General features: G+C 62.9%; 20 protein-coding genes and 2 rRNA genes. 19 read left to right on the top strand and 3 right to left on the bottom strand.

Translation table 11 applies throughout. The features are described 5' to 3' along the window. The first annotated feature begins 148 nt into the window (after positions 1–148). Together ACSBOX_RS20955 and ACSBOX_RS20950 are read left to right on the top strand one after the other, a co-directional pair. Positions 149–1,168: a hypothetical protein gene (locus tag ACSBOX_RS20955; protein WP_442544183.1), complete on the top strand. Its 1,020-nt coding sequence runs from the start codon at positions 149–151 to the stop codon at positions 1,166–1,168. 140 nt (positions 1,169–1,308) lie between these two features. Next, positions 1,309–2,154: an HAD family hydrolase gene (locus ACSBOX_RS20950; RefSeq protein ID WP_442544182.1), complete on the top strand. Its 846-nt coding sequence runs from the start codon at positions 1,309–1,311 to the stop codon at positions 2,152–2,154. 58 nt (positions 2,155–2,212) lie between these two features. On the opposite strand, the gene ACSBOX_RS20945 is transcribed toward ACSBOX_RS20950, so the two are convergent. From ACSBOX_RS20945 to ACSBOX_RS20935, 3 genes are all read right to left on the bottom strand, one after another. Continuing rightward, positions 2,213–3,295: an FUSC family protein gene (locus ACSBOX_RS20945; RefSeq protein WP_442544181.1), complete on the bottom strand. Its 1,083-nt coding sequence runs from the start codon at positions 3,293–3,295 to the stop codon at positions 2,213–2,215. Positions 3,296–3,362: 67 nt separating this feature from the next. Continuing rightward, a complete protein-coding gene (locus tag ACSBOX_RS20940; RefSeq protein WP_442544180.1) occupies positions 3,363–3,962 on the bottom strand; it encodes a hypothetical protein in 600 nt (199 codons plus the stop codon). A gap of 307 nt (positions 3,963–4,269) precedes the next feature. Then, positions 4,270–4,758, bottom strand: coding sequence for an inorganic diphosphatase (locus ACSBOX_RS20935; RefSeq protein ID WP_078106994.1), 489 nt, complete (start codon positions 4,756–4,758; stop codon positions 4,270–4,272). Positions 4,759–4,894: 136 nt separating this feature from the next. Between ACSBOX_RS20935 and dacB the strand changes: the two genes are divergently transcribed. The 17 genes from dacB to ACSBOX_RS20850 all read left to right on the top strand — a co-directional run bounded on the left by dacB (position 4,895) and on the right by ACSBOX_RS20850 (position 26,053). Next, a complete protein-coding gene (dacB, locus tag ACSBOX_RS20930) occupies positions 4,895–6,442 on the top strand; it encodes a D-alanyl-D-alanine carboxypeptidase/D-alanyl-D-alanine endopeptidase (protein WP_442544179.1) in 1,548 nt (515 codons plus the stop codon). Between the two features lie 77 nt (positions 6,443–6,519). Then, the gene (locus tag ACSBOX_RS20925; protein WP_442544178.1) at positions 6,520–7,623 is read left to right on the top strand and encodes a zinc-dependent metalloprotease; all 1,104 of its coding nucleotides are present in this window, start codon (positions 6,520–6,522) and stop codon (positions 7,621–7,623) included. A gap of 104 nt (positions 7,624–7,727) precedes the next feature. Then, the gene (tilS, locus tag ACSBOX_RS20920; RefSeq protein WP_442544177.1) at positions 7,728–8,765 is read left to right on the top strand and encodes a tRNA lysidine(34) synthetase TilS; all 1,038 of its coding nucleotides are present in this window, start codon (positions 7,728–7,730) and stop codon (positions 8,763–8,765) included. 31 nt (positions 8,766–8,796) lie between these two features. Then, positions 8,797–9,348, top strand: coding sequence for a hypoxanthine phosphoribosyltransferase (gene hpt, locus ACSBOX_RS20915; RefSeq protein WP_442544176.1), 552 nt, complete (start codon positions 8,797–8,799; stop codon positions 9,346–9,348). 292 nt (positions 9,349–9,640) lie between these two features. Continuing rightward, positions 9,641–11,710 (top strand): ATP-dependent zinc metalloprotease FtsH, encoded by a 2,070-nt coding sequence (gene ftsH, locus ACSBOX_RS20910; RefSeq protein ID WP_442544175.1) that lies wholly within the window; start codon positions 9,641–9,643, stop codon positions 11,708–11,710. Positions 11,711–11,720: 10 nt separating this feature from the next. Further along, positions 11,721–12,389, top strand: coding sequence for a GTP cyclohydrolase I FolE (gene folE / locus ACSBOX_RS20905; RefSeq protein WP_442544174.1), 669 nt, complete (start codon positions 11,721–11,723; stop codon positions 12,387–12,389). Positions 12,390–12,397: 8 nt separating this feature from the next. Beyond that, on the top strand, positions 12,398–13,303 hold the full coding sequence (gene folP, locus ACSBOX_RS20900; RefSeq protein ID WP_442544173.1) for a dihydropteroate synthase: 906 nt from the start codon (positions 12,398–12,400) through the stop codon (positions 13,301–13,303). 29 nt (positions 13,304–13,332) lie between these two features. Then, positions 13,333–13,692, top strand: coding sequence for a dihydroneopterin aldolase (gene folB / locus ACSBOX_RS20895; protein WP_442544172.1), 360 nt, complete (start codon positions 13,333–13,335; stop codon positions 13,690–13,692). Then, positions 13,689–14,228, top strand: coding sequence for a 2-amino-4-hydroxy-6-hydroxymethyldihydropteridine diphosphokinase (folK, locus tag ACSBOX_RS20890; protein ID WP_442544171.1), 540 nt, complete (start codon positions 13,689–13,691; stop codon positions 14,226–14,228). The genes folB and folK overlap by 4 nt, the downstream gene beginning before the upstream one ends. Positions 14,229–14,231: 3 nt before the next feature. Continuing rightward, entirely contained in the window at positions 14,232–14,753 is a 522-nt protein-coding gene (locus ACSBOX_RS20885) for a DUF3180 domain-containing protein (protein ID WP_442544170.1), read from the top strand. Further along, positions 14,734–15,246 carry a PH domain-containing protein gene (locus ACSBOX_RS20880; RefSeq protein ID WP_442544169.1) on the top strand — a complete coding sequence of 171 codons (513 nt, stop codon included), beginning with the start codon at positions 14,734–14,736 and terminating at the stop codon, positions 15,244–15,246. The genes ACSBOX_RS20885 and ACSBOX_RS20880 overlap by 20 nt, the downstream gene beginning before the upstream one ends. Further along, positions 15,243–16,736 (top strand): PH domain-containing protein, encoded by a 1,494-nt coding sequence (locus ACSBOX_RS20875; protein ID WP_442544168.1) that lies wholly within the window; start codon positions 15,243–15,245, stop codon positions 16,734–16,736. Before ACSBOX_RS20880 ends, ACSBOX_RS20875 begins: the two co-directional genes overlap by 4 nt. Continuing rightward, the gene (locus ACSBOX_RS20870; RefSeq protein WP_442544167.1) at positions 16,729–17,679 is read left to right on the top strand and encodes a Rossmann-like and DUF2520 domain-containing protein; all 951 of its coding nucleotides are present in this window, start codon (positions 16,729–16,731) and stop codon (positions 17,677–17,679) included. The genes ACSBOX_RS20875 and ACSBOX_RS20870 overlap by 8 nt, the downstream gene beginning before the upstream one ends. A 2-nt stretch (positions 17,680–17,681) precedes the next feature. Then, the gene (gene panC / locus ACSBOX_RS20865) at positions 17,682–18,584 is read left to right on the top strand and encodes a pantoate--beta-alanine ligase (protein WP_442544166.1); all 903 of its coding nucleotides are present in this window, start codon (positions 17,682–17,684) and stop codon (positions 18,582–18,584) included. Positions 18,585–18,719: 135 nt separating this feature from the next. Then, a complete protein-coding gene (locus tag ACSBOX_RS20860) occupies positions 18,720–20,168 on the top strand; it encodes a DHA2 family efflux MFS transporter permease subunit (RefSeq protein WP_442544165.1) in 1,449 nt (482 codons plus the stop codon). Between the two features lie 638 nt (positions 20,169–20,806). Then, positions 20,807–22,328 (top strand): 16S ribosomal RNA (locus tag ACSBOX_RS20855). Positions 22,329–22,915: 587 nt separating this feature from the next. Continuing rightward, a 23S ribosomal RNA gene (locus tag ACSBOX_RS20850) occupies positions 22,916–26,053 on the top strand. Together the 16S and 23S rRNA genes form the textbook arrangement of a ribosomal RNA operon. Positions 26,054–26,062: the final 9 nt, after the last annotated feature.

Here is a 26,062-nt window from a genome sequence, read left to right as displayed (position 1 = left end):
GGGCTTGTTTCCCAGCGGGGTGCTTGTAGCGCCGCCACGGGAAACAAGCTCCGGAATGCCGGGGCGGACCGGTCCTCCACAGCCTGGCTTGTCCACATAGGGGTAGAGGACGGCTGACGCCGCGCGACGATCCATGGATAGTTATTCCATGGACATCCCTCCGCAGCTCATTGTCTCGGCCGAGCGGCTTGCTCTCACCGGCTCCACAGCCGTGATTCACCGTCCGTTCAGGGCAGGCCGCCTCGTCCGGCTGAGGCGCGGGTATTACGTGAAAACCTCCAGCTGGGTGGAAGCGACGCCTGCCCAGAGGTTCGAGTGGTCTGCAGCGGCGGTGGGCCTGGCGTTCGAGGAGCCCGTCTTTTGCGGTGAGTCCGCAGCTGTCGTGCTCGGCGTCCCTACACTGCGCCCGCCGGAGTTCGTCGATCTGGCCAGTTCCTCCGAGCGCATCACCGGACGGCGGCCAGCGACTTTCGTAGTTCACGGAAACAGCGTGCTTGCCGAAAAGGCCCGGAATGCAGGCAACCATCCCATGCGCTATGTCCTTCGACGCAATGTGCAGGCCGTGGTTTCCGGCCATTTCTCGTGCACAAGTCCGGTGCAGACGGTCATGGACGTCATGTGCACCTCGTCCTTCAGCAGCGCGCTGGTTGTGGCTGACGGCATCGCACGAATGCTGTGGCAGCAGGGTTTGCTCGAGCAGGATGCCCGCTTGATCGAACACCCTGGGATCGCCTCGGCACTGGACGGGATCGTGGCTGATGCCACCAAGCACCGGGCACTCCGCATCGCGAGCTTGGCCCACCCGAAGGCCGAATCCGCAGGGGAGTCGTTCAGCAGGGCTGTCATCGAGCTGCTGGGCTTTGAGCAACCGCTCCAACAGCACACGATTGTTGACTCTGGCCGGTTCGTCGCCAGAACCGATTTCTGGTGGCCGGAGCACTCGATCGCGGGCGAATTCGATGGCAAGCAAAAGTACGCTGACGAAGACATGCGGGGGGATTGGACCGCGGAGGAGATCGTCTATCGGGAGAAGCTGCGTGAGGACAGTATCCGTGCACTCGGGTTCACCGTCGTCAGGTGGAGTTGGGCGGATTTGGAGCAGCCAGGCCGTCTTCGGCAGAAGCTCCTGCGCGCCGGACTGCGGCCTCAGGCTCGACCCCGCCTCTAGTTTCGGATACCGTGCCCACAAGCGCCGGAATGCGAAACAAGCCGCGGGATGAGGCTGCGGTACGAGTATTCACCGCGTGTTAATCCCCTGCTGTGGCGTTCGTCCTAGCTGGTGTCGGTGGTGTCTGCTTCACTGGAGGCATGACTATTTTGACTGATACCTCAGTCGCTGGCATCGATGACCAGCGGAATTCGAATCACAAACTCATGGTCGCGTTGGACGTCGACGGAACCCTCGTCGACCACGATGGCCACATGACACCGGGTGTCCGCGACGCCGCAAGGGCTGTCGTCGCCCACGGACATGATGTCCTGATCGCCACCGGCCGCTCGTTGAATGCCACCCTCCCCATCATTGAGCAGATCGGACTGGAACGCGGCTATGCCGTGTGCTGCAATGGCGGAGTCACGTTGCGCCTCGATCCCCAGTTGGACGCAGGATACGAGATCATTCACAAGGCAACTTTCGATCCCGCTCCGGCGTTGATGGCACTTCGCGAGCAGCTTCCGTCCGCAAAGTACGCGCTCGAGGACGAGGACGGAAACTTCCTCTCCACCGAGCGGTTCCAGGACGCCAGCTTCGGCGTTGAGGCAATCGGCGTCGATTTCCAGACCATGCTGGACGCCACTGCGGTGCGTGTCGTGGTCTTCAGCAGCGAGAACACGGCCGAAGAATTTTCCACGGCCATTCGCAAGATCGGGCTCTCCGGAGTCACGTACTCAGTGGGTTGGACGGCATGGTTGGATATCGCGGCCGCAGGGGTTACCAAGGCCAGTGCCTTGGAGCAATTGCGCCAGCGGCTCGGCACGCACCCCCGCCACACCGTGGCGGTGGGGGACGGTCGCAATGACATCGAGATGCTCAGCTGGGCGGGGCGCGGTGTCGCCATGGGCCAGGCACCCGAGGAAGTCATCGCCGTCGCGGATGAGGTCACCGCGTCGGTCTACGACGACGGCGCGGCCCTCATCCTGCGTCGCCTGCTGTAGCCAGAGTCCCGGCGCAGCCCAAGCGCAGCGGGGCTGAGCGGCGGACGCTCACCGCAACTCACATGGCGTCGGAGACCACCGTGATGATTCGCCGCAGGCTCATCGCGACCGAGGCTGTGGCGTTCACGGACGCCTGGTCGGCCGCGGCTTCTGTAAGGGAATCACTCAGCGCGGACACACTGTCCCGGGCCTCTTCGAGGGAGCTCTTGAAGTCTTCGGCATCTCCATGCCTCCATTGCCGAATCGCCGCCGCAACATCCACCAGGGCCTCGGCCAAATTCGGCGGGACACCCTCCGGAATGACCGTTCCCGCGTCCTCTTCCCAGATGACGCTTGCCAGGACATCCGTGATGTCCTGGACGTGAAAGGTCAGCCGTTCCATCGCGCGCAATCCGGCCAGGTCGCCGGGCAGGCGCCCGGCCCGACGTCGGGACCTCGGGTTCGCTTTGGCGCTCAGCTTCGCCGCCTGGACGGCTGTCCGCACGGCGGTCGCGGTGTGGGCGAGTTCCCCGCTGCGGCTCGCCCATTCCTCATGGTCCGGTGGCCAGGATTCCGTCATGGCGCTGGCCATGTCCCTGAGTTGCTTGGACAGCGCCTGTTGATGTCCGTCGATGGCAGGATCTATGCCTTCAAGGTGCAGGGGAGGGAAGACCAGCCAGTTCACTGCGAAACCGACTGCCACTCCCATACCCATTTGCAGGACATAGGCGAAAGAAAAGCCCTGCGTATTCGAATATCCCAGCACCAGCACGAACAGCGCCGCCATGGGGACCCATTCGGAGGCGCTGCCGAGCCTTGGCAGGCCGCCGATGACCACGCCGAGACCGACGACGACGGCAACCGCCAGTGCGTTCGGGGTGGTGATCGTGGTCACCGCGAAGGCCATCGCTATGCCCAACCCGAGTCCGAGCAGGCTTTGCAGCCCATGCTTGGCGGACGCCGCAACGGTGGGGTGCATGCTGACCAAGACACCCAGGGGCGCGTAATACGGGTACGCGGCGGCAGACCCGGGCATCAGCGGCGCGAGGTACCAAGCCAGTCCGGCCGCGACAGCCGTTTTGGCAGCAAACAGGAGACGGTGCCCAGTGACAGCCTGCCTGAGCGCTGGAAGTAGCCGCCCAAGCTTTGGCTCGGTGATCATGGACCCAAGGTAGGCGGCGATTGCTCGATGTGTCGAGGGCTGGTTCGGCTGAAGGCAGCCGAAGCAATCAGTAAACCTCGAGGATCAACTGCAGCAAGCGGGCTGCGGCCGGCCTGGCGGCGTGCTCTTCCATCCATTGGGCCCGGGCAAGCGCCTTGCTCACGGCTTGGGTGCTGATGCCCAATTCCTGGGCCACGGCCTTCTGTTGTCCACGCACGCCGGGCGTCAGCAGGTCCAGGACGCGCCACTCGGCAACGCTCCGATGCTGCACGATGTGCCCCAGGAGCCGCAGCACAGCTTCCGATTCGGCAGCGAGTGCGGCGATGGGCCCCTCGACGGCCACGGGGACCCGCTCCTTGCCATTCCGCAAGCGGTCCACGGCGCGGCGTGCGTAGACCAGTCCGTGCCCGGAGGCGTCTTTGATTTGGTTGGGCAGGGGTTCGTTGACCGGTCCGACGCCGATACCCACGTACCACTGTCCGCTCCGCAACGCGATGAGTGCTGAATCCACGGCCTGGTGCGGGAACTCCACGATGCCTTGGACTTCGTCCTCCACCGAACGGTCAAAGTCCAAGCACGCGGGGACGTGGCGCAGGTCTTTGAGCAGCTGCGGTACGAGGTCTCCGTTGCCGCGGCTGTCGCGTTGGTTGATGGTCAGCGTGAACATGGTGGATCAAACACTACCGGCAGGTAGTTGACTTTCAAGCGGTTAATTCGGAGCCAACTGTTCGTTACGGCCGGGGGTGCCCGGCGATCGCGGGCCGATTCTTTCCGCGTCGGAGACCCACCCATTAAAGTACGACGGCGGCGGGTGCGGTTCACAAGGAACCGCACCCGCCGCCGTCGTACACCATCGCAGGGCCCACGCCGCCCGGGTTCCCTGGCCGAGCGGAGCGAGGTTAGGGAGGTAGCGGGTGGGCCCACACTACCGAGGGGCCCCATACGAGCTTGCGAGTTTGGGGAGGTAGTGGGGATTAGTGCGCGCTCGGAACGAAACGCTTGATGGAAGCTTCCAGCTCGGCTTCGGCGGCTGCGCGGTCGGCCCAGCCTTCAGCCTTGACCCACTTGCCCGGCTCAAGGTCCTTGTAACGGGTGAAGAAGTGCTCGATTTCCTTGATCAGGAATTCGCTGACATCCGTGATCTCCTGGATGTGGTCGAAGCGCGGGTCGGCCGGGACGCACAGGACCTTGGCGTCTCCGCCGCCGTCGTCGGTCATGTTGAACACGCCGATGGGGCGGGACTCGACGATGACACCGGGGTACAGGTCGAAGTCCTGCAGGAGCACCAGTGCGTCCAGCGGGTCGCCGTCCTCGCCCAGGGTGTTCTCGAAGAACCCGTAGTGGGTGGGGTACTGCATGGAGGTGAACAGGACGCGGTCCAGGCGGACGCGACCGGTCTCGTGGTCAACTTCGTACTTGACGCGCGACCCCTTGGGGATCTCGATCGTGACGTCGTGCTTCATGGAATGCTCCTTGGCGGTATTGGCATGGGCGCGGCAACAGAGCAGCCGACGCCGCCGACTACTATTGAGGATATAGCGAGAGGCCCAAGTTTCTTGAAACGGTGGGGACATTCAAGACTTTGAGGACTAAGGCTGCATGACGGGCGTTGACGAGGCGGGGGCTGAAAAGCAGGCTCCGGAACAGCAGGAGACTCCGATCCTTAGGCCCAGGGGGCCAAGGGCCAGGAAGTCCGCGTCGAAGGGCATCGTCCACTTTTTGCCACTGGTCTTGTTGACCTTGGTTATCGCGGCCTTGGCCGTGCCGATGGGACTCGGGATCGCAGCCGGATTCGTTGGTCCCGGCTTTCCGGGGGCGGCCGGTGCGCCCGGCCCCAAGGTGCCGGACTGGCAACAGGTCCCCAAGCAGCTGAGCCGCACCCAGGTTGTTGCGCCCTTGGACGCTTCCGCCCCGGTCCCGTTGCCGGCCGATGTCACGAACCAGCTCAACGCCCTCCTGACCCCCGACGGCGGGGGAGACTTCACCGGCGTCGTCGAGGATGCGTTGACCGGGCTCCCGCTTTACGATCGCGACGGCGCCAAGAACCGCGTGCCGGCGTCCAACATGAAGCTGCTCACCGCAGTCGCAGCGCTGCGGGCGATCGGCCCGGAGACCCGCTTCAGCACGCGGGTCCTGGCGGGACCTTCGCCGTCGACCATCATCCTGAGCGCTGGAGGCGACGTCCTGCTCGGTGACGGCCCGTCCCAAGCCAATGCGGTACTCGGCCATGCCGGCTTGGAGACCCTCGCATCGGATGCGGCAAAAGCTTTGCAGGACCGCGGCGTGAAGGGCCCGGTCACGGTGCAGTTGGACGATGGACTGTTCACCGGGCCTGCCTTGAACCCGGCATGGAGCCTCGACGACGTCGCTGCCGGGGAAACGGCGCCGGTCTTTCCGCTCGCCCTGAACTCGGCCCGGACAAGCCCGGGGGCAACCAGCGGCCCGCGTCCGCAGGACGCCGCGCTCACCGCCGCCCAGGCTTTCGCGGGGAAACTGCAAGCCGCGGGTGCCGCTGCTGGCTTCACGGTGGTCCCCGGTGTGGAACGCGCCGCAGCTCCCACCGGAAAGCAGGACGTCCTCGCCAGCGTCGTGTCTGCCACCGTCCGCGAGCAAGTCGACTTGATGCTGGAAACGTCGGACAACTACCTCGCTGAGGTTTTCGGTCGGATGGCCGCGCTGTCCGAGGGAAAGCCGGGATCCAACGACGGCGCGACGGCGGCCGTGGGCGCCCAGCTCGCGGAACTGGGCGTCGCCTCGGACTCCATGCACTTGGCAGACGTGTCGGGCCTTGCCCTCGGCAACCAGGTGTCGGCGCGGCAATTCGCAGACGTGGTACGGGCCATTACCTCGGGACCGGACACCCGTCTCCGTGCCGCCCTCGCAGGGTTCCCGGTAGCAGGACTGACCGGGACGCTCGGCGACCGCTACACGGATGCGACCACCTCCCAAGGGGCGGGGCTGGTGCGGGCCAAGACCGGCACCTTGAATTCGGTGATCGCTTTGAGCGGCTACGTCGTGGACGCGAACGGCCGTCTCCTGGTCTTCTCCTTTATCGGCAACGGGCTGACGCCGGGCGCAGATGGGAACAAGGTCGCGCTGGACAGGTCCGCCACGGCACTCGCGTCATGTGGTTGCCGGGCTGGCTGACGTTTGTCGGTGCCTGACGTTCGCCGTTGAGCGAACTTAAGGGCGCAGATTCAGCCTGTTGTGGTCTTATGGTTCATATGGAGTCTCAGCAGCAAGCCCAGTCCCTCATCAACTGGGAGCTGGCCGCCTCCACGGCTGCCCGGCTCGCTCCCCCCGGTCCACCGCTGAGTCCGGCCCAAATCGGCAAAGCCGTGGATAGCTTGCGTTTCAGCGCGGACATTTCGGTACCGCATGTGCATGACATCACCGGTTTGGAAGCCGCGCGCGACCTCCGCGATTCCCATGTCCTGGTAGTTGACCGGGCGTCCTGGGCGAAGGCCAATACCCAGAGTTTTGCCGTGATGCTCCAGCCGGCACTCCAGCAAATGCTGGATTCCCGCCGCGGCCCGGCGATGACACCGGCTGCGGCGGCCGCGAGCGGCGCCATTACCGGCGCGCAGCTCGGGGCAGTGCTCGCCTTCTTGTCGAGCAAGGTCTTGGGCCAATACGATCCCTTCGCGGCCCTCGCCCCGGACTCGAAAGCGCCGCCTGCCGGCCGGCTTTTGCTCGTGGCTCCGAACATCATCTCTGTGGAGCGCGAGCTCAACGTTGATCCGGACGATTTCCGGCTCTGGGTTTGCCTTCACGAGCAGACCCACCGGGTGCAGTTCGCTGCCGCGCCTTGGCTCCGGACCCACATGCTCGAGGAAATCGAGCGCCTCAGCGCCAACCTGATCGGCAATGTGGACTCCATCATGGACCGTGCCACGGCCGCCGCGCGGTCCCTGCGCGACCGCTCCGCCGGCGCCACTCCAGGCCGCGGGGCCATCCTGGACCTGCTCCAGAACCCCGAGGAAAAGGCATCGCTCTCGCATCTCACGGCAGTCATGAGCTTGCTGGAAGGCCACGCCAATGTGGTGATGGACGCCGTCGATTCCACCCTTGTCCCTTCGGTGAAGACCATTAGGCAGCGCTTCAGTTCGCGGGGCAAGGACCGCGGAATGATCGAGAAATTCATCCGCAACATCCTCGGCCTGGATGCCAAGATGCGCCAGTACAGCGACGGAGCCAAGTTCGTCCGTGAAGTGGTTGCGGTAGCCGGCATGGAGGGCCTGAACCGGGTCTGGGAATCTGCCGAAAAACTGCCTACCGAAGCCGAAATCCACGACTCCAAGCTGTGGCTTGAGCGGATGGGGCTGTGACCGCAGGCACCACATCGGGCACCGGGGCAAGCGGTAGAAGCGAACCAAGCAGCGGACGACGGCGTCCCGGGCGTTTGGCGCCTGTCGTCGGCAAGGCGCGGAACATGGTGCAGGACGCGCTGGCATCCGCAGGCTATCCCGAGCGGATCCTCGTCGCATGCAGCGGCGGTCCGGATTCCTTGGCCCTTGCTTCGGTGGCGGCCTACTTTGCCCGTCGGGGCCACGTGCACGGCCACCCCGTGAGCGTTGCCGCCGTCGTGGTTGACCATCAGCTGCAAGAAGGCTCGGGCGAGGTCGCGGCACGAACCGTGGCGATCCTGGAGGGGCTGGGCCTCTCGCCTGTCCAGCTGCGGACCGTGGAAGTGGCCGCTACCGGGTTCGGGCCCGAGGCGGCGGCCCGCGATGCCCGGCATGAGGCCCTCGAAGCGGCGGCCGCCGAACTCGATTGTGGAGCAATCCTGCTCGGGCACACTCTGGACGACCAAGCCGAACAGGTCCTGCTGGGCCTGGCGCGAGGCTCGGGAACCCGCTCCCTCGCCGGGATGCGTCCGGCACGTGGCAAGCTCATTCGTCCTTTCCTTGGCCTGCGCCGAGCAGAAACGCTCGAAATCTGCGAGGTCGAGGAACTCGAAACCTGGCACGATCCCAGCAACGCGGACCCTGCCTTCGCCCGCTCGCGCACCCGGGTGGAGGTGATGCCCGTGCTTGAGGACAAGCTGGGGCCCGGCGTTGCCGAATCGCTCGCCCGCACAGCCGCGATCCTCCAACAGGATGCTGATTTCCTGGAGCAGCTTGCCGCGGAGAGTTATGCGGGACTGGTGAACCGGAGCGACGACGGCGTCTGGCTCCCCGAAGGCGCCTTGAGGGAGTTGTCCCCCGCGCTGAGGTTCCGGGTGATCGCCAAGGCAGCCGCCGACGTCGGGGGCCAACAGCCCGGCTACGGGCGGCTCCAGGCAGCCGAAGCGTTGCTGCGCCGGCAAGGATCGGCGGGACCCGTGCAGCTTCCCGGGAGCGTCAGCGTCTACCGTGTATCCCTCAGCGAATTGGGGCGGGAGGCACCAGCGCAGGGAACTGCCGTTCCCCGCGAAGGCGGCGGCTGTGGGAAGCTAGTATTCCGGCATCAAAGATCGCCCCAACAGTAGCCGCACCCACGCATCAACACAGGAGCCATTGGTGGATTCAAACGACGTCCAGGCAGACCTCAAACACGTTCTCTACACCAAGGAGCAGATCCAGCAACGGATCGCCGAACTTGCTGCACAGATTGACAAGGACTACGAGGGCCGTGAGCTGCTGATCGTCGGCGTGCTCAAGGGCGCCGTCATGGTCATGGCAGACCTCGCGCGTGCGCTGCACAGCCACGTCAGCATGGACTGGATGGCGGTGTCTTCCTACGGCTCCGGGACCCAGTCCTCCGGCGTCGTGCGCATCCTCAAGGACCTTGATACCGACCTCATGGGCAAGGATGTCCTGATTGTCGAAGACATCATCGATTCAGGCCTGACCCTCTCCTGGCTCAAGACCAACCTCGAATCGCGGGGCACCGCTTCCGTGGAAATCTGCACCGCGTTCCGCAAGCCCACGGCCGCCAAGGTGCAGATCGACGTCAAATACGTCGGCTATGACATCCCCAACGAATTCGTCGTCGGCTATGGACTGGATTACGCCGAGAAGTACCGCAATCTGGACTTTGTGGGAACCCTCGCACCGCACGTATACGAGTAACTCTTCCCGCAGCGAACCACCGCGTATTGTTCGCGGAACGAAAGCGGCCTCCTGTTCGGGAGGCCGCTTCGCTGTGTGTGCAGTCGCGTCGGGGGATCCTGAAAGAACCATGGATTTCTCCCGCGAGCTTCCGGAATTCCTTGTTGATGTACGCCTAGAGGGAACTTTTGCCTCTTACTGTGCGTGAATCACTCCGAACGGTGTAAAGCTAGAAACTGACGCAGCACCACACGCGCGCAGAAGCTGTGCCGTGCAGCACTACCAGGAGGGACGGGGCGGAGCCCCCGAACAGATGAAAGCTAAGAGTTTCTTCAAGGGCCCGGGCATCTGGATTGTTGTCGTAGTCGGCTTGCTCCTGGTGGCATTTGCAACCCTTGCCCCCGGCGGATCCACCCGAATCGACACCGATAAGGGCCTCGCGATCCTCGCCCAGAGCGGCAAGGTGGACCAGGCCAAGATCTACGATGCCGAGAACCGCGTTGACCTGACGCTGAAAGACAACCTCGTCATCGATGGCCAGGACAAGGGCAAGAACGTCCAGTTCTTCTATGTCACGGCGCGGGCCGGGGACGTCGTCAAGGCCGTCACCAATGCCCAGCCATCCGGCGGCTTCACGGACCAGCCCGTCGAGAACAACTGGTTCTCCGGACTGTTCTCGCTCCTCGTCCCCGTGCTCCTGCTGGGTGTGCTTTTCTGGTTCCTGCTCTCGCGCATGCAAGGCGGCGGCTCCAAGGTGATGCAGTTCGGCAAGTCGAAGGCCAAGTTGGTCAACAAGGACATGCCGCAAGTCACCTTCTCGGATGTGGCCGGTGCGGACGAAGCCGTCGAGGAACTTCAGGAGATCAAGGAATTCCTCGCAGAGCCGGCAAAGTTCCAGGCCGTTGGCGCCAAGATCCCGAAGGGCGTGCTGCTCTACGGCCCTCCGGGCACCGGCAAGACCCTCCTGGCCCGCGCCGTCGCAGGCGAGGCTGGCGTCCCGTTCTTCTCCATCTCCGGCTCGGACTTCGTTGAAATGTTCGTAGGCGTCGGTGCTTCCCGTGTCCGCGACCTCTTCGAGCAAGCCAAAGCCAACGCGCCCGCCATCATTTTCGTTGACGAGATCGACGCCGTCGGGCGTCACCGCGGCGCTGGCATCGGCGGCGGCAATGACGAGCGCGAACAGACCCTCAACCAGCTCCTGGTCGAAATGGACGGCTTCGACGTCAAGACCAACGTCATCCTGATCGCGGCAACCAACCGTCCGGACGTCCTGGACCCTGCCCTGCTCCGTCCGGGCCGTTTCGACCGCCAGATCACCGTCGAAGCACCGGACTTGATTGGTCGCGAGCAGATCCTGAACGTCCACGCCAAGGGCAAGCCGATGGCCCACGGCGTCGACCTCAAGGGCGTCGCGAAGAAGACCCCGGGCTACACGGGTGCCGACCTTGCCAACGTGCTGAACGAGGCCGCCCTCCTGACTGCCAGGTCCAATGCCAACCTGATTGACGACCGCGCGCTGGACGAGGCAATCGACCGCGTCATGGCCGGCCCGCAGAAGCGTAGCCGCGTCATGAAGGAAATGGAACGGAAGATCACCGCCTACCACGAGGGCGGCCACGCCCTGGTGGCGGCGGCCCTTCGCAATTCCGCCCCTGTCACGAAGATCACCATCCTGCCCCGAGGCCGCGCCCTCGGCTACACGATGGTTGTCCCGGAGGACGACAAGTACTCGATCACGCGCAATGAACTCCTGGACCAGATGGCGTATGCCATGGGTGGGCGCGTTGCGGAGGAAATCGTCTTCCACGACCCCTCGACGGGCGCTTCGAACGATATCGAGAAGGCCACTGGAACGGCCCGCAAGATGGTCACCCAGTTTGGCATGAGCGAGCGCATCGGCGCCGTGAAGCTTGGCGCCGGTGGCGGCGAGCCTTTCCTTGGCCGGGACATGGCGCAGGAACGCAACTACTCCGACTCGGTCGCGTACATCGTCGACGAGGAAGTTCGCCGCCTGATCGACCAGGCCCACGACGAGGCCTACGCCATCCTCACCGAGAACCGCGATGTCCTGGACCAGTTGGCCCTCGAATTGCTTGAGCGCGAGACGCTGAACCAGGCGGAGATCGCCTACATCTTCCGCGACATCCGCAAGCGTGACTTCCGCGAGGTGTGGCTCTCCAAGGAGTCCCGTCCCGTCCAGACCATCCCGCCGGTGGAATCCCGTGCGGAGAAGGCGGAGCGCGAAGCACAGGAGGAGGCCAAGGCCGCTCGTCTCGAAGAGCCTTTGGACGCTCAGTCCCCGCACCCGCAGGGAGTCGGCAGCCAAGAGTCATTTACCGGCCAGGGACCGGACGCGGGCACCGACGTTTCGCATCAAGGCTAAGCTTTCTGCTGTGACTCACATCGACGACGACGACTTCAGCGGTGCCGCCAGTGATGACTTTGGCGGCACCTCCGAGGGGAAATCAGGTGGCCACGGCCACGGCCACCACCCATACAAGGTCGACCGCCCGCGCATCGAGGCGGCCGTCCGGGAGATCCTCATCGCAGTGGGCGAGGACCCGGACCGTGGCGGATTGCTGGATACGCCGAAGCGCGTTGCCAAGGCTTACGCCGAGGTCTTCGCGGGCCTGCACCAGGATCCCGAAGACGTCCTGTCCACGACATTCGACCTCGACCACGAGGAACTCGTGCTGGTCAAGGACATCCCGTTCTATTCCACGTGCGAGCACCATTTGGTGCCGTTCCACGGCGTCGCGCACGTTGGATACATCCCTTCCCACGACGGCAAAGTGACGGGGCTGAGCAAGCTGGCCCGTCTCGTCGACATTTATGCCCGACGCCCCCAAGTGCAGGAACGCCTGACCACCCAGATCGTCGAAGCGCTCGTGACCCACCTCAAGCCCCGGGGCGCGATCGTCGTCGTCGAATGCGAACACATGTGCATGTCCATGCGTGGCATCCGCAAGCCCGGCGCCAAGACCGTCACCAGCGCAGTGCGCGGGCAACTTCATGACCCGGCCACCCGTGCCGAAGCCATGAGCCTCATACTCGGAAGGTAACAAAGACCATGGATTCCCTCGCAGCAGCACCAGGAACGGGCCCGGCGACCAGCCCCCTGCCCATTCTCCGCAAACCCCGTCCAGCCGCCCGTTTCGCGGACCTGCCGGCCGACCGCACGCTTGTCATGGGAATTCTGAACGTCACGCCGGATTCATTCAGCGACGGCGGCAAGCACCCCACGGCGGACACCGCCATCGCCCACGCTTTGCGCATGTTGTACGCCGGAGCGGACATCATCGACGTCGGCGGCGAATCGACCCGTCCCGGCGCCGAGCCCGTTTCGCCGGAAGAAGAGCAGCGCCGGGTCTTGCCGGTGATTCAGGCACTCGTGAAGGCCGGAGCGCTCGTCAGCATCGACACGACGCACGCGTCGACGGCCGCCGCGGCTGTGGAGGCCGGAGCCGCGATCATCAACGACGTCTCCGGGTTGAGCATCGAACCTGAGATGGCCGAACTCGTCGCACGCACCAAGGTGCCCTATGTCTTGACGCATCGCCGGGGCGACGCCGAAACCATGAACAGCCTTGCCGACTACGGCAATGTCGTGGAGGAAGTCATCGAGGAACTCAAGGGCGTCCGCGACAAGCTCTACGCGGCAGGCGTCACAGCGGAACAAATCATTGTGGATCCCGGCCTGGGCTTCTCCAAGGACGAGGACCAGAACTGGCAACTCCTCAAGTACATCGGCAAGCTGGACGAACTGGGCCACAAGGTCCTGATCGGAGCTTCACGCAAACGCTTCCTTGGGACGCTCCTGACCGTTGCCGGCAAGGCGGCGGCGCCGGAGGAACGGGACCATGCCACCGCTGCCATCACCGCAATCAGTGCCGCGAACGGCGCTTGGGCCGTGCGCGTCCACGACGTCGGCCCCAGCCTTGACGCCGTCAAGGTCGCCGCACGCATCAGACACTAAAATTGGTGAACAGAGGGGGAGGAACCGGTTTGGACAAGATCACACTGACCGGCGTGACCGCCGTCGGGCATCACGGCGTCTTCGACTTCGAGCGCCGGGACGGCCAGCCGTTCGTCGTCGACGCGGTGCTGTATACCGATTTCAGCAAGGCCGCGGAAACAGATGACCTGCAGTTCACGGCGCACTACGGCGAAGTCGCCGAGTACATAACGTCGATCATTTCGGGCGAGCCACTCAACCTGATCGAGGCCCTCGCGGTGCGGATCGCCGAGGGGATCCTGGCGGGCTTCAACGTTGCCGCCGTCGATGTCACGGTCCACAAACCCAAGGCACCCATCGAAGTGCCCTTCGGTGACGTCACCGTGAGTGTCCACAGGGAGCGTGCATGACCTCCCGATTCACGAAAGCCATCCTGGCCCTCGGCAGCAACCTGGGCGAGCGGAACGACACCCTGTCCACCGCCGTTGCCGACCTCGTTGACCGCCCGGAAATCCGCCTGCTCGGGGTCTCTCCCGTCGTGCAGACCAAAGCCGTCGGCGGACCCGTGGGGCAACCGGATTTCCTCAACATGGTGATCGCCATTGAGACGACCCTTGCGCCGCTGGAACTGTTGCAACACTGCCACGACGTCGAACAAGCGCACCACCGGGTCCGCGAGGTCCGCTGGGGCCCCCGCACTTTGGACGTGGACATCATCGTCTACGGCGAACTCACCAGCGACGACGAAACCTTGACCCTGCCGCACCCGCGGGCCGCCGAGCGCGCCTTCGTGCTCCATCCGTGGGCGCTCCTGGACCCTGCGGCGCGGCTCAACGGTGAGAGCGTCGCCGAGCTGGCCGCCAAAGCCGAGGACTTTCCAGGCCTCCGGCCGTTCGACGGTTTCGACGGATCCGGCAGCGTCGCTGCCGCAGGAGCGGTGGAATAGTCCATGAAGGCCATGCGTCCGCTCTTGTTGGCGATCATCGCCGTCGTTCTCGCCGCAATTGGCTGGCTGGCTACCGTGCTCACCACGCGTTACAGCATGGCGACGCCGGTGCTTCCACCTTCCGCGTTGGTGACCATGGGTGTCATTGCCGTGCTGACGTTGATCATGGGCATCCGTGTCCTGCGCTGGCGCAACGGCAAGAAGAAGACCATGCTCAACCCCATCCTGGCCGCGCGAACCCTGATCCTGGCCCAGGCCTGCGCCTATGCGGGCACCGTACTGCTCGGCTGGCACGTGGGAATCATGATTGAGCAGCTCCGGCTGTGGAGCCTCCGCAGTGACCAGGGAATCTTCTGGCTCGCGCTCATCATGGGCGGCGGAGGCCTCATCATGACCATCGTCGGGCTCGTGGTGGAGCGGTTCTGCCGGATCCCGCCCGAGGACCTGGAAGGCGGCCCCGGCATCCGGGATTCACGGCGTCGCGAGGCCAAGGGCGAAGGCGAATATGCGTACCGTGGCGATTGATCCTCCCGGGGTCCAGTGGTTGCGGGTTTCGCCTAAATACGTCACGGTGCGGCTTGTCGAGTGGGCCATCGGCAACGTAATCACCATCGGCCTGTTCAGCCTGCCCTTGCTTTTCGTGGAACTGGGATGGTGGAAGTGGCCGCCGCTGTGGCTTGCCATCGCCGTTCCCGCGGCCCTTTTGTTGCTCGCCCTGTGGCGGCTCGTGTTGATCCCGAGGCAAGTGAAGGCCATCGGCTATGCGGAACGCGACGACGACCTGTTGATCCGCCGCGGCATCTTCTTCCAGCGGACTATGGTGGTTCCCTACGGCCGGATGCAGTACGTCGATGTCGCGGTTGGGCCTGTCGAGCGGCTCTTGGGGCTGTGCACCCTCAAACTCCACACCGCTTCCGCCGGAACCAACGCCCACCTTCCCGGGCTTCCCGCTGCTGAAGGCGCACGGCTGCGCGAGCAGCTCTCGGCCCGCGGCGAAGCGAGGCTGGCCGGGCTGTGACCCAGGAACAGACCGTCGTCGACGGCGATTGGCACCGCGTGCACCCGGCGTCGCCCTTCGTGCGGGGATGGGTGGCGCTGGCGGCGATCGTCTATTTCTTCGGCCGCGATACCTTCGAGCGGGCCCTCCAAGGCCGCGGGACCATTGGCGACAACTTCAACGAACGCACGCTCTGGCTCCTGGCCGGAGGCGGCGTCGTGCTGTTGCTGGCCTTGGGCTCATTCCTTCTCAGCTGGTATTTTACCCGGTATCAGCTCGCCGAGGGTTACGTCCGGGTCAACACCGGTTTCCTCTTCAAGCAGCAGCGCCAGGCGCGGCTTGACCGCGTTCAGGCCATCGACATCGTGCAGCCGCTGCTCGCCCGCATTTTCGGGCTCGCGGAGCTGAAGTTCGAGGTGGCCGACGCCGGCCATTCGGCAGTGCGGCTTTCTTACCTCAGGCTCGCGCAGGCCAAACAGCTCCGCGCCACTATCCTTGGCCGAGCTGCCGGCATTGCTGACGGGAGCGAAACAGTCGAGGTGCCCGAGGCACCCGAACAGGTGGTGCTCTACCTTCCGCCTGGAAGGCTTGTCGGCTCGCTGATCCTGAGCGAGCAGAGTTTCTTCATTGTGCTCAGCGCCATCGCGTCGGTGCTGTTGTCAGTGCTGACCGAGTCCCGGGCCTTCATCCTTTACTTGATTCCAGCAATCCTCGGCTTGGGTACCGCCTACTGGCGCTCGTTCAACACGGGCTACAACTTCACCGCGGCAATATCCCCGGACGGCATCCGCCTGCGCTACGGGCTCCTGGACACCCGGGCCCAGACCGTGCCCCCCGGCCGCATCCAGGCCCTCAAGGTCACGCAGCCGCCGTTGTGGCGCATTCTCGGCTGGTACCGGATCCACGTGAACGTCGCGGGCTACGGCGAACATCGCCGTAGCGAAGGGGAGCACCGCACTATGTTGCTTCCAGTCGGGCGGAAGCCCGAGGTGATGATGATGCTCTCGCTCGTCCTGCCCGATCCCGGTACCGCAGACCCCGAGCGCGTGTTCACGGCCGGGCTGACCGGCCTGGACTCCGACGCCGGATTTGTCACTACCCCCAGGCGCGCCTGGATTCTTTCCCCGTTGGGCTGGCGACGCAACGGCTTCCTGTCAACGGAGACCGCCCTGTTGCTGCGCTCCGGCCGTTTGTGGCGGAAGTTGGTGGTGGTCCCGCATCAACGGACCCAGTCCATCGCCCTCCACCAAGGTCCGTTGGCCCGGCTCTTCGGCGTGGCCGACCTCGTGTTGCATACGACTCCAGGGCCTGTGGCGCCGCGGCTCATCCAGGCAGCCACAGAGGAGGCGGTCGGCGTATTCGACCAGCAGGCCGCCCGGGCCGGGAAAGCCCGCAAACTGCAGAGCAGCGAACAATGGCTCGCACAGCTGCCGCCTGCGGCGCTGCCAGCCCCGCCAAGCACGCACGCCATCCAGCATGCATCGACCCAGGAGGAACCAGACCATGGCTAGGCCAGGACGACTCGGCGTAGGAATCATCGGCGCCGGCAAGGTGGGTGCCGTCTTGGGTGCGGCCCTGCGCGGGGCCGAGCACGCCGTCGTCGGGGTTTCCGCCGTGTCGGAGGCGAGCCGGGAGCGGGCGGAGACGTTGCTGCCGGGGGTCCCGATCCTTGAAATCCAGGAAATCGTGGAGCGGTCCGAGTTGGTGCTCCTTGCCGTCCCGGACGACGCCCTCGCCGAACTCGTTGCCGGACTGGCCAAGCTTGGAGCATGGCAGCCCGGGCAACTCGTGGCGCACACGTCCGGCCGCTTCGGCGTCGGAATACTGAAGCCGGTCCGCGCGGCAGGTGCCATACCGCTCGCCCTCCACCCGGCCATGACATTCACGGGCATGAGCCTGGACCTCACGCGGCTCATGGACTGCACCTTCGGGGTCACCGCCGACGCCGCGATGTTGCCCATCGCCCAAGCCCTCGTGGTGGAGATGGGCGCCGAACCGGTGGCCATTGCCGAGGCCGACCGCACGCTCTACCACGCAGCCCTCGCGCACAGCTCGAACCACCTGGTCACCCTCGTGGCCCAGTCCTCCCAACTGCTTCGGGACATCGGCGTCGACGCGCCGGAACGCATGCTCGGCCCGTTGCTCCGCGCCACCTTGGAGAACGCGCTGGCCTCAGGCGAGTCCGCACTGACCGGGCCCGTGGCCCGCGGGGATGTGGGGACCGTCGCCGCCCACGCCGAGGCCCTCGAGGAGTACGACGGCGGTGCCGGCGGCGACGTGCTTGCTGCGTACCGGGCCATGGCGCGGGCCACGGCCCGCCGGGCGGTCAATCGCGGACTGCTCAAAGAGGGCCAGCTTGGCGACATCAACAACGCTTTGGACGGCCCAGGTGCGCCGGACAACGGTGAAGACCGTCCAGGCAACGACGCTGCCGGGACGCAGGAAGGAAACTGAGAATGGCCATCAAACTCGTCACCACCGCAGCGGAACTGCGGGCCGAAAGTGCGCGGTTGCTCGCGGAAAAGCGCGGCAGCTCGCAAGGACTCGTCCCCACAATGGGTGCGCTGCACACCGGTCACGCAGCCCTGGCCCGCACCGCCGTCGAGCAGAACGACGTGGTGGTGGCCTCCATCTTCGTCAACCCCCTGCAGTTCGGCGATGCCGTGGACCTTGAACGCTACCCGCGCACGCTCGATGCCGATATGGCGCTCCTCGACGCCGAAGGCGTGAACCTCGTCTTCGCCCCTTCCGTGGAAGAGGTCTACCCCGGCGGGGAGCCGCTGGTCCGGGTCACTTCTGGACCGCTGGGCGAGAAATGGGAGGGCGCCTCGCGCCCCGGCCACTTCGACGGCGCCCTTACGGTGGTCGCCAAACTGCTGCACTACGGACTGCCGGGCGGTCCAGCCGCCGACGGCGATGCTGCCGCGTACCGCGCGTACTTCGGCCAGAAGGATGCCCAGCAGTTGGCCCTCGTGAAAAGGATGGTGGCCGATCTCAGCTTCCCGGTGGACATCGTTGCCGTCCCTACTGTGCGTAACGCAGAAGGACTGGCCCTTTCCAGCCGGAACCGTTTCCTTTCCGAGGAAGAGCGGGAAGCCGCCTTGGTGTTGTCCCGTGCCCTCCGCCTTCTCGAGTCCCGCGCCCTGGCGAACGAGCCGCTCGAGCTGGACACCGCCGTCGCGCTCGTTGAATCGCAGCCCCTCGTGAAGCTGGACTATTTCGACGTCGTCGATCCCCGCACGCTGGAACCGCTCGCGGAAAACTGCAAGGAAACTCCGTTCCGGGGTGAAGGGCTTGCGATCATTGCGGCGAAGGTCGGGCCCGTGCGGTTGATCGACAACGTGCCGCTGAGTTCCTGACACTTAACATCCGGGTGACTCCGCGCAAACGTTTGGATTAAGCTGCTGACGGGAATGCGGTTGAGGCTTAGACTGTTGCAATCTTCACCGGTGCCGAGCACCGGACAGCACCGCACCCACAGCTGAGGAATCCTCATGTCTACCGACGTCACATCAGACGCGTCCGGCAGCCCCGTGCCGGAAACGGGGACACAGCACGCCAGCGACAGGATGTCGCGCGAGTCTGTCACCGTCATTGTCACGCTCCTTGTGGCCACGTTCGTAGTGATCCTCAACGAGACCATCATGAACGTCGCCCTGCAGCGGCTCATGACGGACCTCAATGTCGACGCGCCCACGGTCCAGTGGCTCTCCACCGGATTCATGCTCACCATGGCCGTGGTCATACCCGCCACCGGCTTCATCCTCCAGAGGCTCACCACTCGGGCTGCGTTCCTCTTGGCCATCGGACTGTTCAGCAGCGGCACCCTGCTCGCGGCTCTGGCCCCCGGGTTTGGGGTGCTCTTGTTGGCGCGCATCGTTCAAGCCAGCGGCACGGCAATCATGCTCCCGCTCTTGATGACAACCATCTTGACCTTGGTGCCCTTGTCCCGCCGCGGCGCGGTGATGGGCAACGTGACCATTGCGATTTCGGTTGCGCCGGCCTTGGGCCCCACGGTTTCCGGGATCATCCTTGACCATTTCTCCTGGCGCTTCATGTTCGTCTTCGTGCTGCCGGTGGCCCTGTTGGCCATGGGCATCGGTGCCAAGTTCCTGACGAACGTGGGCGAGCGTGGCAGTGTGAAGCTTGACTTCGTCTCGGTGGTCCTGACCGTTCCTGCCTTCGGCGGGCTGGTCTACGGACTGAGCCAGATCGGCGGCCACGCCGGAGCGACTGCGTTGCCGATCGCTGCGCTCGTGATCGGTGTCCTGTGCATGGTGGCGTTCGTTTTCCGCCAACTCAAGTTGCAGAAGTCCGACGCGCCCTTGCTGGACCTCAGGGCATTCAACTTCCGCATGTTCACGGTCTCGGTGCTGCTCATGGTGGTTGCCATGATGGCCCTGTTCGGCGGAGTGATCCTGCTGCCGCTCTACCTGCAGAACGTCCTCCACCTGCAGCCGATGGAGACCGGCCTGGCACTCCTTCCCGGCGGCTTGGCGATGGGCCTGCTCGGTCCGGTGGTCGGCAGGTTGTTCGACAAGATCGGACCGCTCCCACTGACCGTGACGGGTTCCGTCCTGTTGGTACTCACGCTGTGGCAGTTCTCGATGCTCACCGCAAGCAGCCCCCTGTGGTGGGTCGTGGTCCTTTACGCAGTACTTAGCCTCGGCTTGGCTTTGCTGTTCACCCCGGCGTTCACAACTGGCCTCAACCCGCTCCCGCCCCACCTCTATTCGCACGGCTCGGCCATCATGAGCACGCTGCAGCAGGTGGCGGGAGCCGCAGGGACCGCGCTCCTGGTTTCGATCTTCGCCGTGGTTTCGGCTGCGTCCGGCTTTGTTGCCGGGATGCAGGCCGCGTTCCTTACAGCCACGTTGATTGCGGTGGTTGCCGTCGTGCTGTCCACCATGATGCGCAAGACCGAGGGAGCAGCCGGGCACTAGTCCGCTTGCTCGCTTGCCTTGCCTGTTTGCTTGCTTGCTTGCTGGTGCGGCGGGTTGATTGTGACGCACGGCATGTTTATGGATTGCGCCCCGGGCGGCGTTCATACCGGTGGTGTTTGGGGCCGAATTCCGCGTGTTGTAGCGGGTTTTGACGTGCGGGATGGTGATGCGGGGGTGATTTGCCTCGGGGTTTGGGGGTGTGTAGAGTAGATCGAGTCGCCGCCGCTGATGCGGAAAAGTTGCGACGGACTCCCTTTCCAATTGGAAGCCAATTTCTTGGTTCGCTTTGTTGCGTTCCGGTGTGGTTTCCGGGGGTCGTGGATGGTGTTTGTCTGGTGTGGTTCCTGGTTTCGGGAGTTGTGGCGGGGGAGCGTGTCTGGTAAGTTTGGGAAGTTGCTCCGGAGCGATTCTGGGCCCTTTGGTGGGTGTGGTTGGTGCCGGGTGTGTCTGTTGTTTGAGAACTCAATAGTGTGCCAAGTTTGTTGATACCGATTTATTTTTTATGAATTGGTTGTTTTGGCTGGTTCTGTGTCACCTCCGTGGCGCGGGGCTGGTTTTTTACAGCTGGTTTCAAATTTTGTGCAGCCCGGCCGTCCGTTATTTCCGGTGGTTGTGGTTGTGTCTGTTTTTGTTTTACTTCAACGGAGAGTTTGATCCTGGCTCAGGATGAACGCTGGCGGCGTGCTTAACACATGCAAGTCGAACGATGATCTCCAGCTTGCTGGGGGGATTAGTGGCGAACGGGTGAGTAACACGTGAGTAACCTGCCCTTGACTCTGGGATAAGCCTGGGAAACTGGGTCTAATACCGGATACGACCATCTGACGCATGTCATGGTGGTGGAAAGCTTTTGCGGTTTTGGATGGACTCGCGGCCTATCAGCTTGTTGGTGGGGTAATGGCCTACCAAGGCGACGACGGGTAGCCGGCCTGAGAGGGTGACCGGCCACACTGGGACTGAGACACGGCCCAGACTCCTACGGGAGGCAGCAGTGGGGAATATTGCACAATGGGCGAAAGCCTGATGCAGCGACGCCGCGTGAGGGATGACGGCCTTCGGGTTGTAAACCTCTTTCAGTAGGGAAGAAGCGAAAGTGACGGTACCTGCAGAAGAAGCGCCGGCTAACTACGTGCCAGCAGCCGCGGTAATACGTAGGGCGCAAGCGTTATCCGGAATTATTGGGCGTAAAGAGCTCGTAGGCGGTTTGTCGCGTCTGCTGTGAAAGACCGGGGCTCAACTCCGGTTCTGCAGTGGGTACGGGCAGACTAGAGTGATGTAGGGGAGACTGGAATTCCTGGTGTAGCGGTGAAATGCGCAGATATCAGGAGGAACACCGATGGCGAAGGCAGGTCTCTGGGCATTAACTGACGCTGAGGAGCGAAAGCATGGGGAGCGAACAGGATTAGATACCCTGGTAGTCCATGCCGTAAACGTTGGGCACTAGGTGTGGGGGACATTCCACGTTTTCCGCGCCGTAGCTAACGCATTAAGTGCCCCGCCTGGGGAGTACGGCCGCAAGGCTAAAACTCAAAGGAATTGACGGGGGCCCGCACAAGCGGCGGAGCATGCGGATTAATTCGATGCAACGCGAAGAACCTTACCAAGGCTTGACATGAACCGGTAACGCCTGGAAACAGGTGCCCCGCTTGCGGTCGGTTTACAGGTGGTGCATGGTTGTCGTCAGCTCGTGTCGTGAGATGTTGGGTTAAGTCCCGCAACGAGCGCAACCCTCGTTCTATGTTGCCAGCGGTTCGGCCGGGGACTCATAGGAGACTGCCGGGGTCAACTCGGAGGAAGGTGGGGACGACGTCAAATCATCATGCCCCTTATGTCTTGGGCTTCACGCATGCTACAATGGCCGGTACAAAGGGTTGCGATACTGTGAGGTGGAGCTAATCCCAAAAAGCCGGTCTCAGTTCGGATTGGGGTCTGCAACTCGACCCCATGAAGTCGGAGTCGCTAGTAATCGCAGATCAGCAACGCTGCGGTGAATACGTTCCCGGGCCTTGTACACACCGCCCGTCAAGTCACGAAAGTTGGTAACACCCGAAGCCGGTGGCCTAACCCTTGTGGGGGGAGCCGTCGAAGGTGGGACCGGCGATTGGGACTAAGTCGTAACAAGGTAGCCGTACCGGAAGGTGCGGCTGGATCACCTCCTTTCTAAGGAGCACCATTATCGCCCTTCTCCTTCCGCATGGTGGGTGGGGGGTGTGTGGAAGCAAAGCCCATTGCGCAGGCGTCTGTTCTGCGGTGGGTGCTCATGGGTGGAATATCAGCAGATAGCGGCCGGTTGTTTCTTGTTTGTTCTTCAGTACGGATGCCCCTTTTTCCTCGTGTTTTCACGGGTGGGGGTGTTGTGGAAAGGGTGCGGGCAGGGGGTGGCTGGTTTTCGTGTTTGGCACACTGTTGGGTCCTGAGGCAACAGGGCCGGTTCTTGGGGGGGTGCGTGGCCTGTGAGGGTTGCGTGGTTTTCCTTGGTGCCGGGTTTGTGTGTTTCTGGTTTCCTGGCTGCATGTCCTGTGCGTGTCCGGCTGTCCTTCTTTTTTGGGGGGTGGTTGGTGTGTGGGGGTGTGGTACGGGGTTGTTGTTTGAGAACTACATAGTGGACGCGAGCATCTAGGCACGCGCATGGTCATTGCTTCTCCTTTTTGGTGGGGTGGTGGGGTGTGTGTGTCTTACAGCAATTTCTTTTTATGAACCTGGCCCTTGTGGTCATGGTTCTCTCGAGAAGTTTTTTGATCTTGTGTGGTCAAGTTTTTAAGGGCACACGGTGGATGCCTTGGCATTAGGAGCCGAAGAAGGACGTAGGAATCTGCGATAAGCCTGGGGGAGTTGATAACCGAACGGTGATCCCAGGATGTCCGAATGGGGAAACCCCGCCAGACGCTGCAAGGTGATCTGGTGACCCGCATCTGAACACATAGGGTGCGTGGGGGGAACGCGGGGAAGTGAAACATCTCAGTACCCGCAGGAAGAGAAAACAAGAGTGATTCCGTTAGTAGTGGCGAGCGAACGCGGATGAGGCTAAACCGTTCCATGTGTGATAGCCGGCGGGCGTTGCATGGGCGGGGTTGTGGGACTTTCCGTACTGGTTCTGCCGGACCGGTGGGGTGAGAGCATGGACATAGGTGAACGGTCTTGAAAGGCCGGCCGGAGAGGGTGTTAGCCCCGTAACCGTAATGTTGTGTGCCGCCTGGAGAGGATCCCAAGTAGCACGGGGCCCGAGAAATCCCGTGTGAATCTGTCAGGACCACCTGATAAGCCTAAATACTTCCTAATGACCGATAGCGGACCAGTACCGTGAGGGAAAGGTGAAAAGTACCCCGGGAGGGGAGTGAAACAGTACCTGAAACCGTGTGCTTACAATCCGTCGGAGCAACCTTGTAGTTGTGACGGCGTGCCTTTTGAAGAATGAGCCTGCGAGTTAGTGTTACGTCGCGAGGTTAACCCGTGTGGGGTAGCCGTAGCGAAAGCGAGTCTGAATAGGGCGAGTGTAGTGGCGTGATCTAGACCCGAAGCGGAGTGATCTACCCATGGCCAGGTTGAAGCGACGGTAAGACGTCGTGGAGGACCGAACCCACTTCAGTTGAAAATGGAGGGGATGAGCTGTGGGTAGGGGTGAAAGGCCAATCAAACTCCGTGATAGCTGGTTCTCCCCGAAATGCATTTAGGTGCAGCGTTGCGTGTTTCTTGCCGGAGGTAGAGCTACTGGATGGCCGATGGGCCCTACAAGGTTACTGACGTCAGCCAAACTCCGAATGCCGGTAAGTGAGAGCGCAGCAGTGAGACTGTGGGGGATAAGCTTCATAGTCGAGAGGGAAACAGCCCAGACCACCAACTAAGGCCCCTAAGCGTGTGCTAAGTGGGAAAGGATGTGGAGTTGCGAAGACAACCAGGAGGTTGGCTTAGAAGCAGCCATCCTTGAAAGAGTGCGTAATAGCTCACTGGTCAAGTGATTCCGCGCCGACAATGTAGCGGGGCTCAAGTACACCGCCGAAGTTGTGGATTTCAGATAGTAGACAAGCCTTCGTGGTTCAGTCGTCTGGAGTGGTAGGGGAGCGTCGTGTGGGCGGTGAAGTCGCGGTGTAAACCAGCGGTGGAGCCTACACGAGTGAGAATGCAGGCATGAGTAGCGAAAGACGGGTGAGAAACCCGTCCGCCGAATGATCAAGGGTTCCAGGGTCAAGCTAATCTGCCCTGGGTAAGTCGGGACCTAAGGCGAGGCCGACAGGCGTAGTCGATGGACAACGGGTTGATATTCCCGTACCGGCGAAGGACCGCCCATGCCAAGCGGGGGATACTAACCGCCCGGAGCCTGCCCAATCACCCTTGTGGTGTGCGGGTTTTGGCCGAGCGCGGGACCTGATCCCGGGAGGTAAGCGTATTAACAGGTGTGACGCAGGAAGGTAGCCGGGCCGGGCGATGGTTGCCCCGGTCTAAGGATGTAGGGTCAGCGATAGGCAAATCCGTCGCTGTGTCTTTGATGACGTTCCTGAGATCTGATGGGACCCCCGTCATGGGGGGATCCGGTGATCCTATGCTGCCTAGAAAAGCATCGGCGCGAGGTTCCAGCCGCCCGTACCCCAAACCGACACAGGTGATCAGGTAGAGAATACCAAGGCGATCGAGAGAATTATGGTTAAGGAACTCGGCAAAATGCCCCCGTAACTTCGGGAGAAGGGGGGCCCCAACCTTGAACACCACTTGCTGGTGGGAGGGGATCGGGGCCGCAGAGACCAGGGGGAAGCGACTGTTTACTAAAAACACAGGTCCGTGCGAAGTCGCAAGACGATGTATACGGACTGACTCCTGCCCGGTGCTGGAAGGTTAAGAGGACCGGTTAGCCGCAAGGCGAAGCTGAGAATTTAAGCCCCAGTAAACGGCGGTGGTAACTATAACCATCCTAAGGTAGCGAAATTCCTTGTCGGGTAAGTTCCGACCTGCACGAATGGAGTAACGACTTCCCCGCTGTCTCAACCATAAACTCGGCGAAATTGCAGTACGAGTAAAGATGCTCGTTACGCGCAGCAGGACGGAAAGACCCCGAGACCTTTACTATAGTTTGGTATTGGTGTTCGGAGTGGCTTGTGTAGGATAGGTGGGAGACGTTGAAGCCCGGACGCCAGTTCGGGTGGAGTCATCGTTGAAATACCACTCTGGTCACTTTGGACATCTAACTTCGGCCCGTGATCCGGGTCAGGGACAGTGCCTGATGGGTAGTTTAACTGGGGCGGTTGCCTCCTAAAAAGTAACGGAGGCGCCCAAAGGTTCCCTCAGCCTGGTTGGCAATCAGGTGTCGAGTGTAAGTGCACAAGGGAGCTTGACTGTGAGAGAGACATCTCAAGCAGGGACGAAAGTCGGGACTAGTGATCCGGCGGTACATTGTGGAATGGCCGTCGCTCAACGGATAAAAGGTACCTCGGGGATAACAGGCTGATCTTGCCCAAGAGTCCATATCGACGGCATGGTTTGGCACCTCGATGTCGGCTCGTCGCATCCTGGGGCTGGAGTAGGTCCCAAGGGTTGGGCTGTTCGCCCATTAAAGCGGTACGCGAGCTGGGTTTAGAACGTCGTGAGACAGTTCGGTCCCTATCCGCTGCGCGCGCAGGAAATTTGAGAAGGGCTGTCCTTAGTACGAGAGGACCGGGACGGACGAACCTCTGGTGTGTCAGTTGTACTGCCAAGTGCACCGCTGATTAGCTACGTTCGGATGGGATAACCGCTGAAAGCATCTAAGCGGGAAGCTCGCTTCAAGATGAGATTTCCATACACCTCGTGTGTGAGAGGCCCCCAGCCAGACCACTGGGTTGATAGGCCGGATGTGGAAGACAGGACTAAAGACTGTTGAAGCTGACCGGTACTAATAGGCCGACAACTTACACCACACAAACACG

It is taken from the genome of Arthrobacter sp. KN11-1C, from assembly GCF_052180225.1.
Classification (GTDB): domain Bacteria; phylum Actinomycetota; class Actinomycetes; order Actinomycetales; family Micrococcaceae; genus Arthrobacter.
Note: the sequence above shows the minus strand (reverse complement) of the source record. Positions and strands in the feature narration are given on the sequence as shown.

Excerpts from the sequence above, each read along its gene's own strand:
- ACSBOX_RS20935 (WP_078106994.1), bottom strand. The coding sequence starts at position 4,758 with ATGAAGCACGACGTCACGATCGAGATCCCCAAGGGGTCGCGCGTCAAG.
- ACSBOX_RS20870 (WP_442544167.1), top strand. The coding sequence starts at position 16,729 with ATGGCTAGGCCAGGACGACTCGGCGTAGGAATCATCGGCGCCGGCAAG.
- ACSBOX_RS20940 (WP_442544180.1), bottom strand. The coding sequence starts at position 3,962 with ATGTTCACGCTGACCATCAACCAACGCGACAGCCGCGGCAACGGAGAC.
- panC (WP_442544166.1), top strand. The coding sequence starts at position 17,682 with ATGGCCATCAAACTCGTCACCACCGCAGCGGAACTGCGGGCCGAAAGT.
- folP (WP_442544173.1), top strand. The coding sequence starts at position 12,398 with ATGGATTCCCTCGCAGCAGCACCAGGAACGGGCCCGGCGACCAGCCCC.
- ACSBOX_RS20880 (WP_442544169.1), top strand. The coding sequence starts at position 14,734 with ATGCGTACCGTGGCGATTGATCCTCCCGGGGTCCAGTGGTTGCGGGTT.
- tilS (WP_442544177.1), top strand. The coding sequence starts at position 7,728 with ATGGTGCAGGACGCGCTGGCATCCGCAGGCTATCCCGAGCGGATCCTC.
- folK (WP_442544171.1), top strand. The coding sequence starts at position 13,689 with ATGACCTCCCGATTCACGAAAGCCATCCTGGCCCTCGGCAGCAACCTG.
- ACSBOX_RS20925 (WP_442544178.1), top strand. The coding sequence starts at position 6,520 with ATGGAGTCTCAGCAGCAAGCCCAGTCCCTCATCAACTGGGAGCTGGCC.
- ACSBOX_RS20945 (WP_442544181.1), bottom strand. The coding sequence starts at position 3,295 with ATGATCACCGAGCCAAAGCTTGGGCGGCTACTTCCAGCGCTCAGGCAG.
- dacB (WP_442544179.1), top strand. The coding sequence starts at position 4,895 with ATGACGGGCGTTGACGAGGCGGGGGCTGAAAAGCAGGCTCCGGAACAG.
- ACSBOX_RS20860 (WP_442544165.1), top strand. The coding sequence starts at position 18,720 with ATGTCTACCGACGTCACATCAGACGCGTCCGGCAGCCCCGTGCCGGAA.
- ACSBOX_RS20950 (WP_442544182.1), top strand. The coding sequence starts at position 1,309 with ATGACTATTTTGACTGATACCTCAGTCGCTGGCATCGATGACCAGCGG.
- ACSBOX_RS20885 (WP_442544170.1), top strand. The coding sequence starts at position 14,232 with ATGAAGGCCATGCGTCCGCTCTTGTTGGCGATCATCGCCGTCGTTCTC.
- ACSBOX_RS20955 (WP_442544183.1), top strand. The coding sequence starts at position 149 with ATGGACATCCCTCCGCAGCTCATTGTCTCGGCCGAGCGGCTTGCTCTC.
- ftsH (WP_442544175.1), top strand. The coding sequence starts at position 9,641 with ATGAAAGCTAAGAGTTTCTTCAAGGGCCCGGGCATCTGGATTGTTGTC.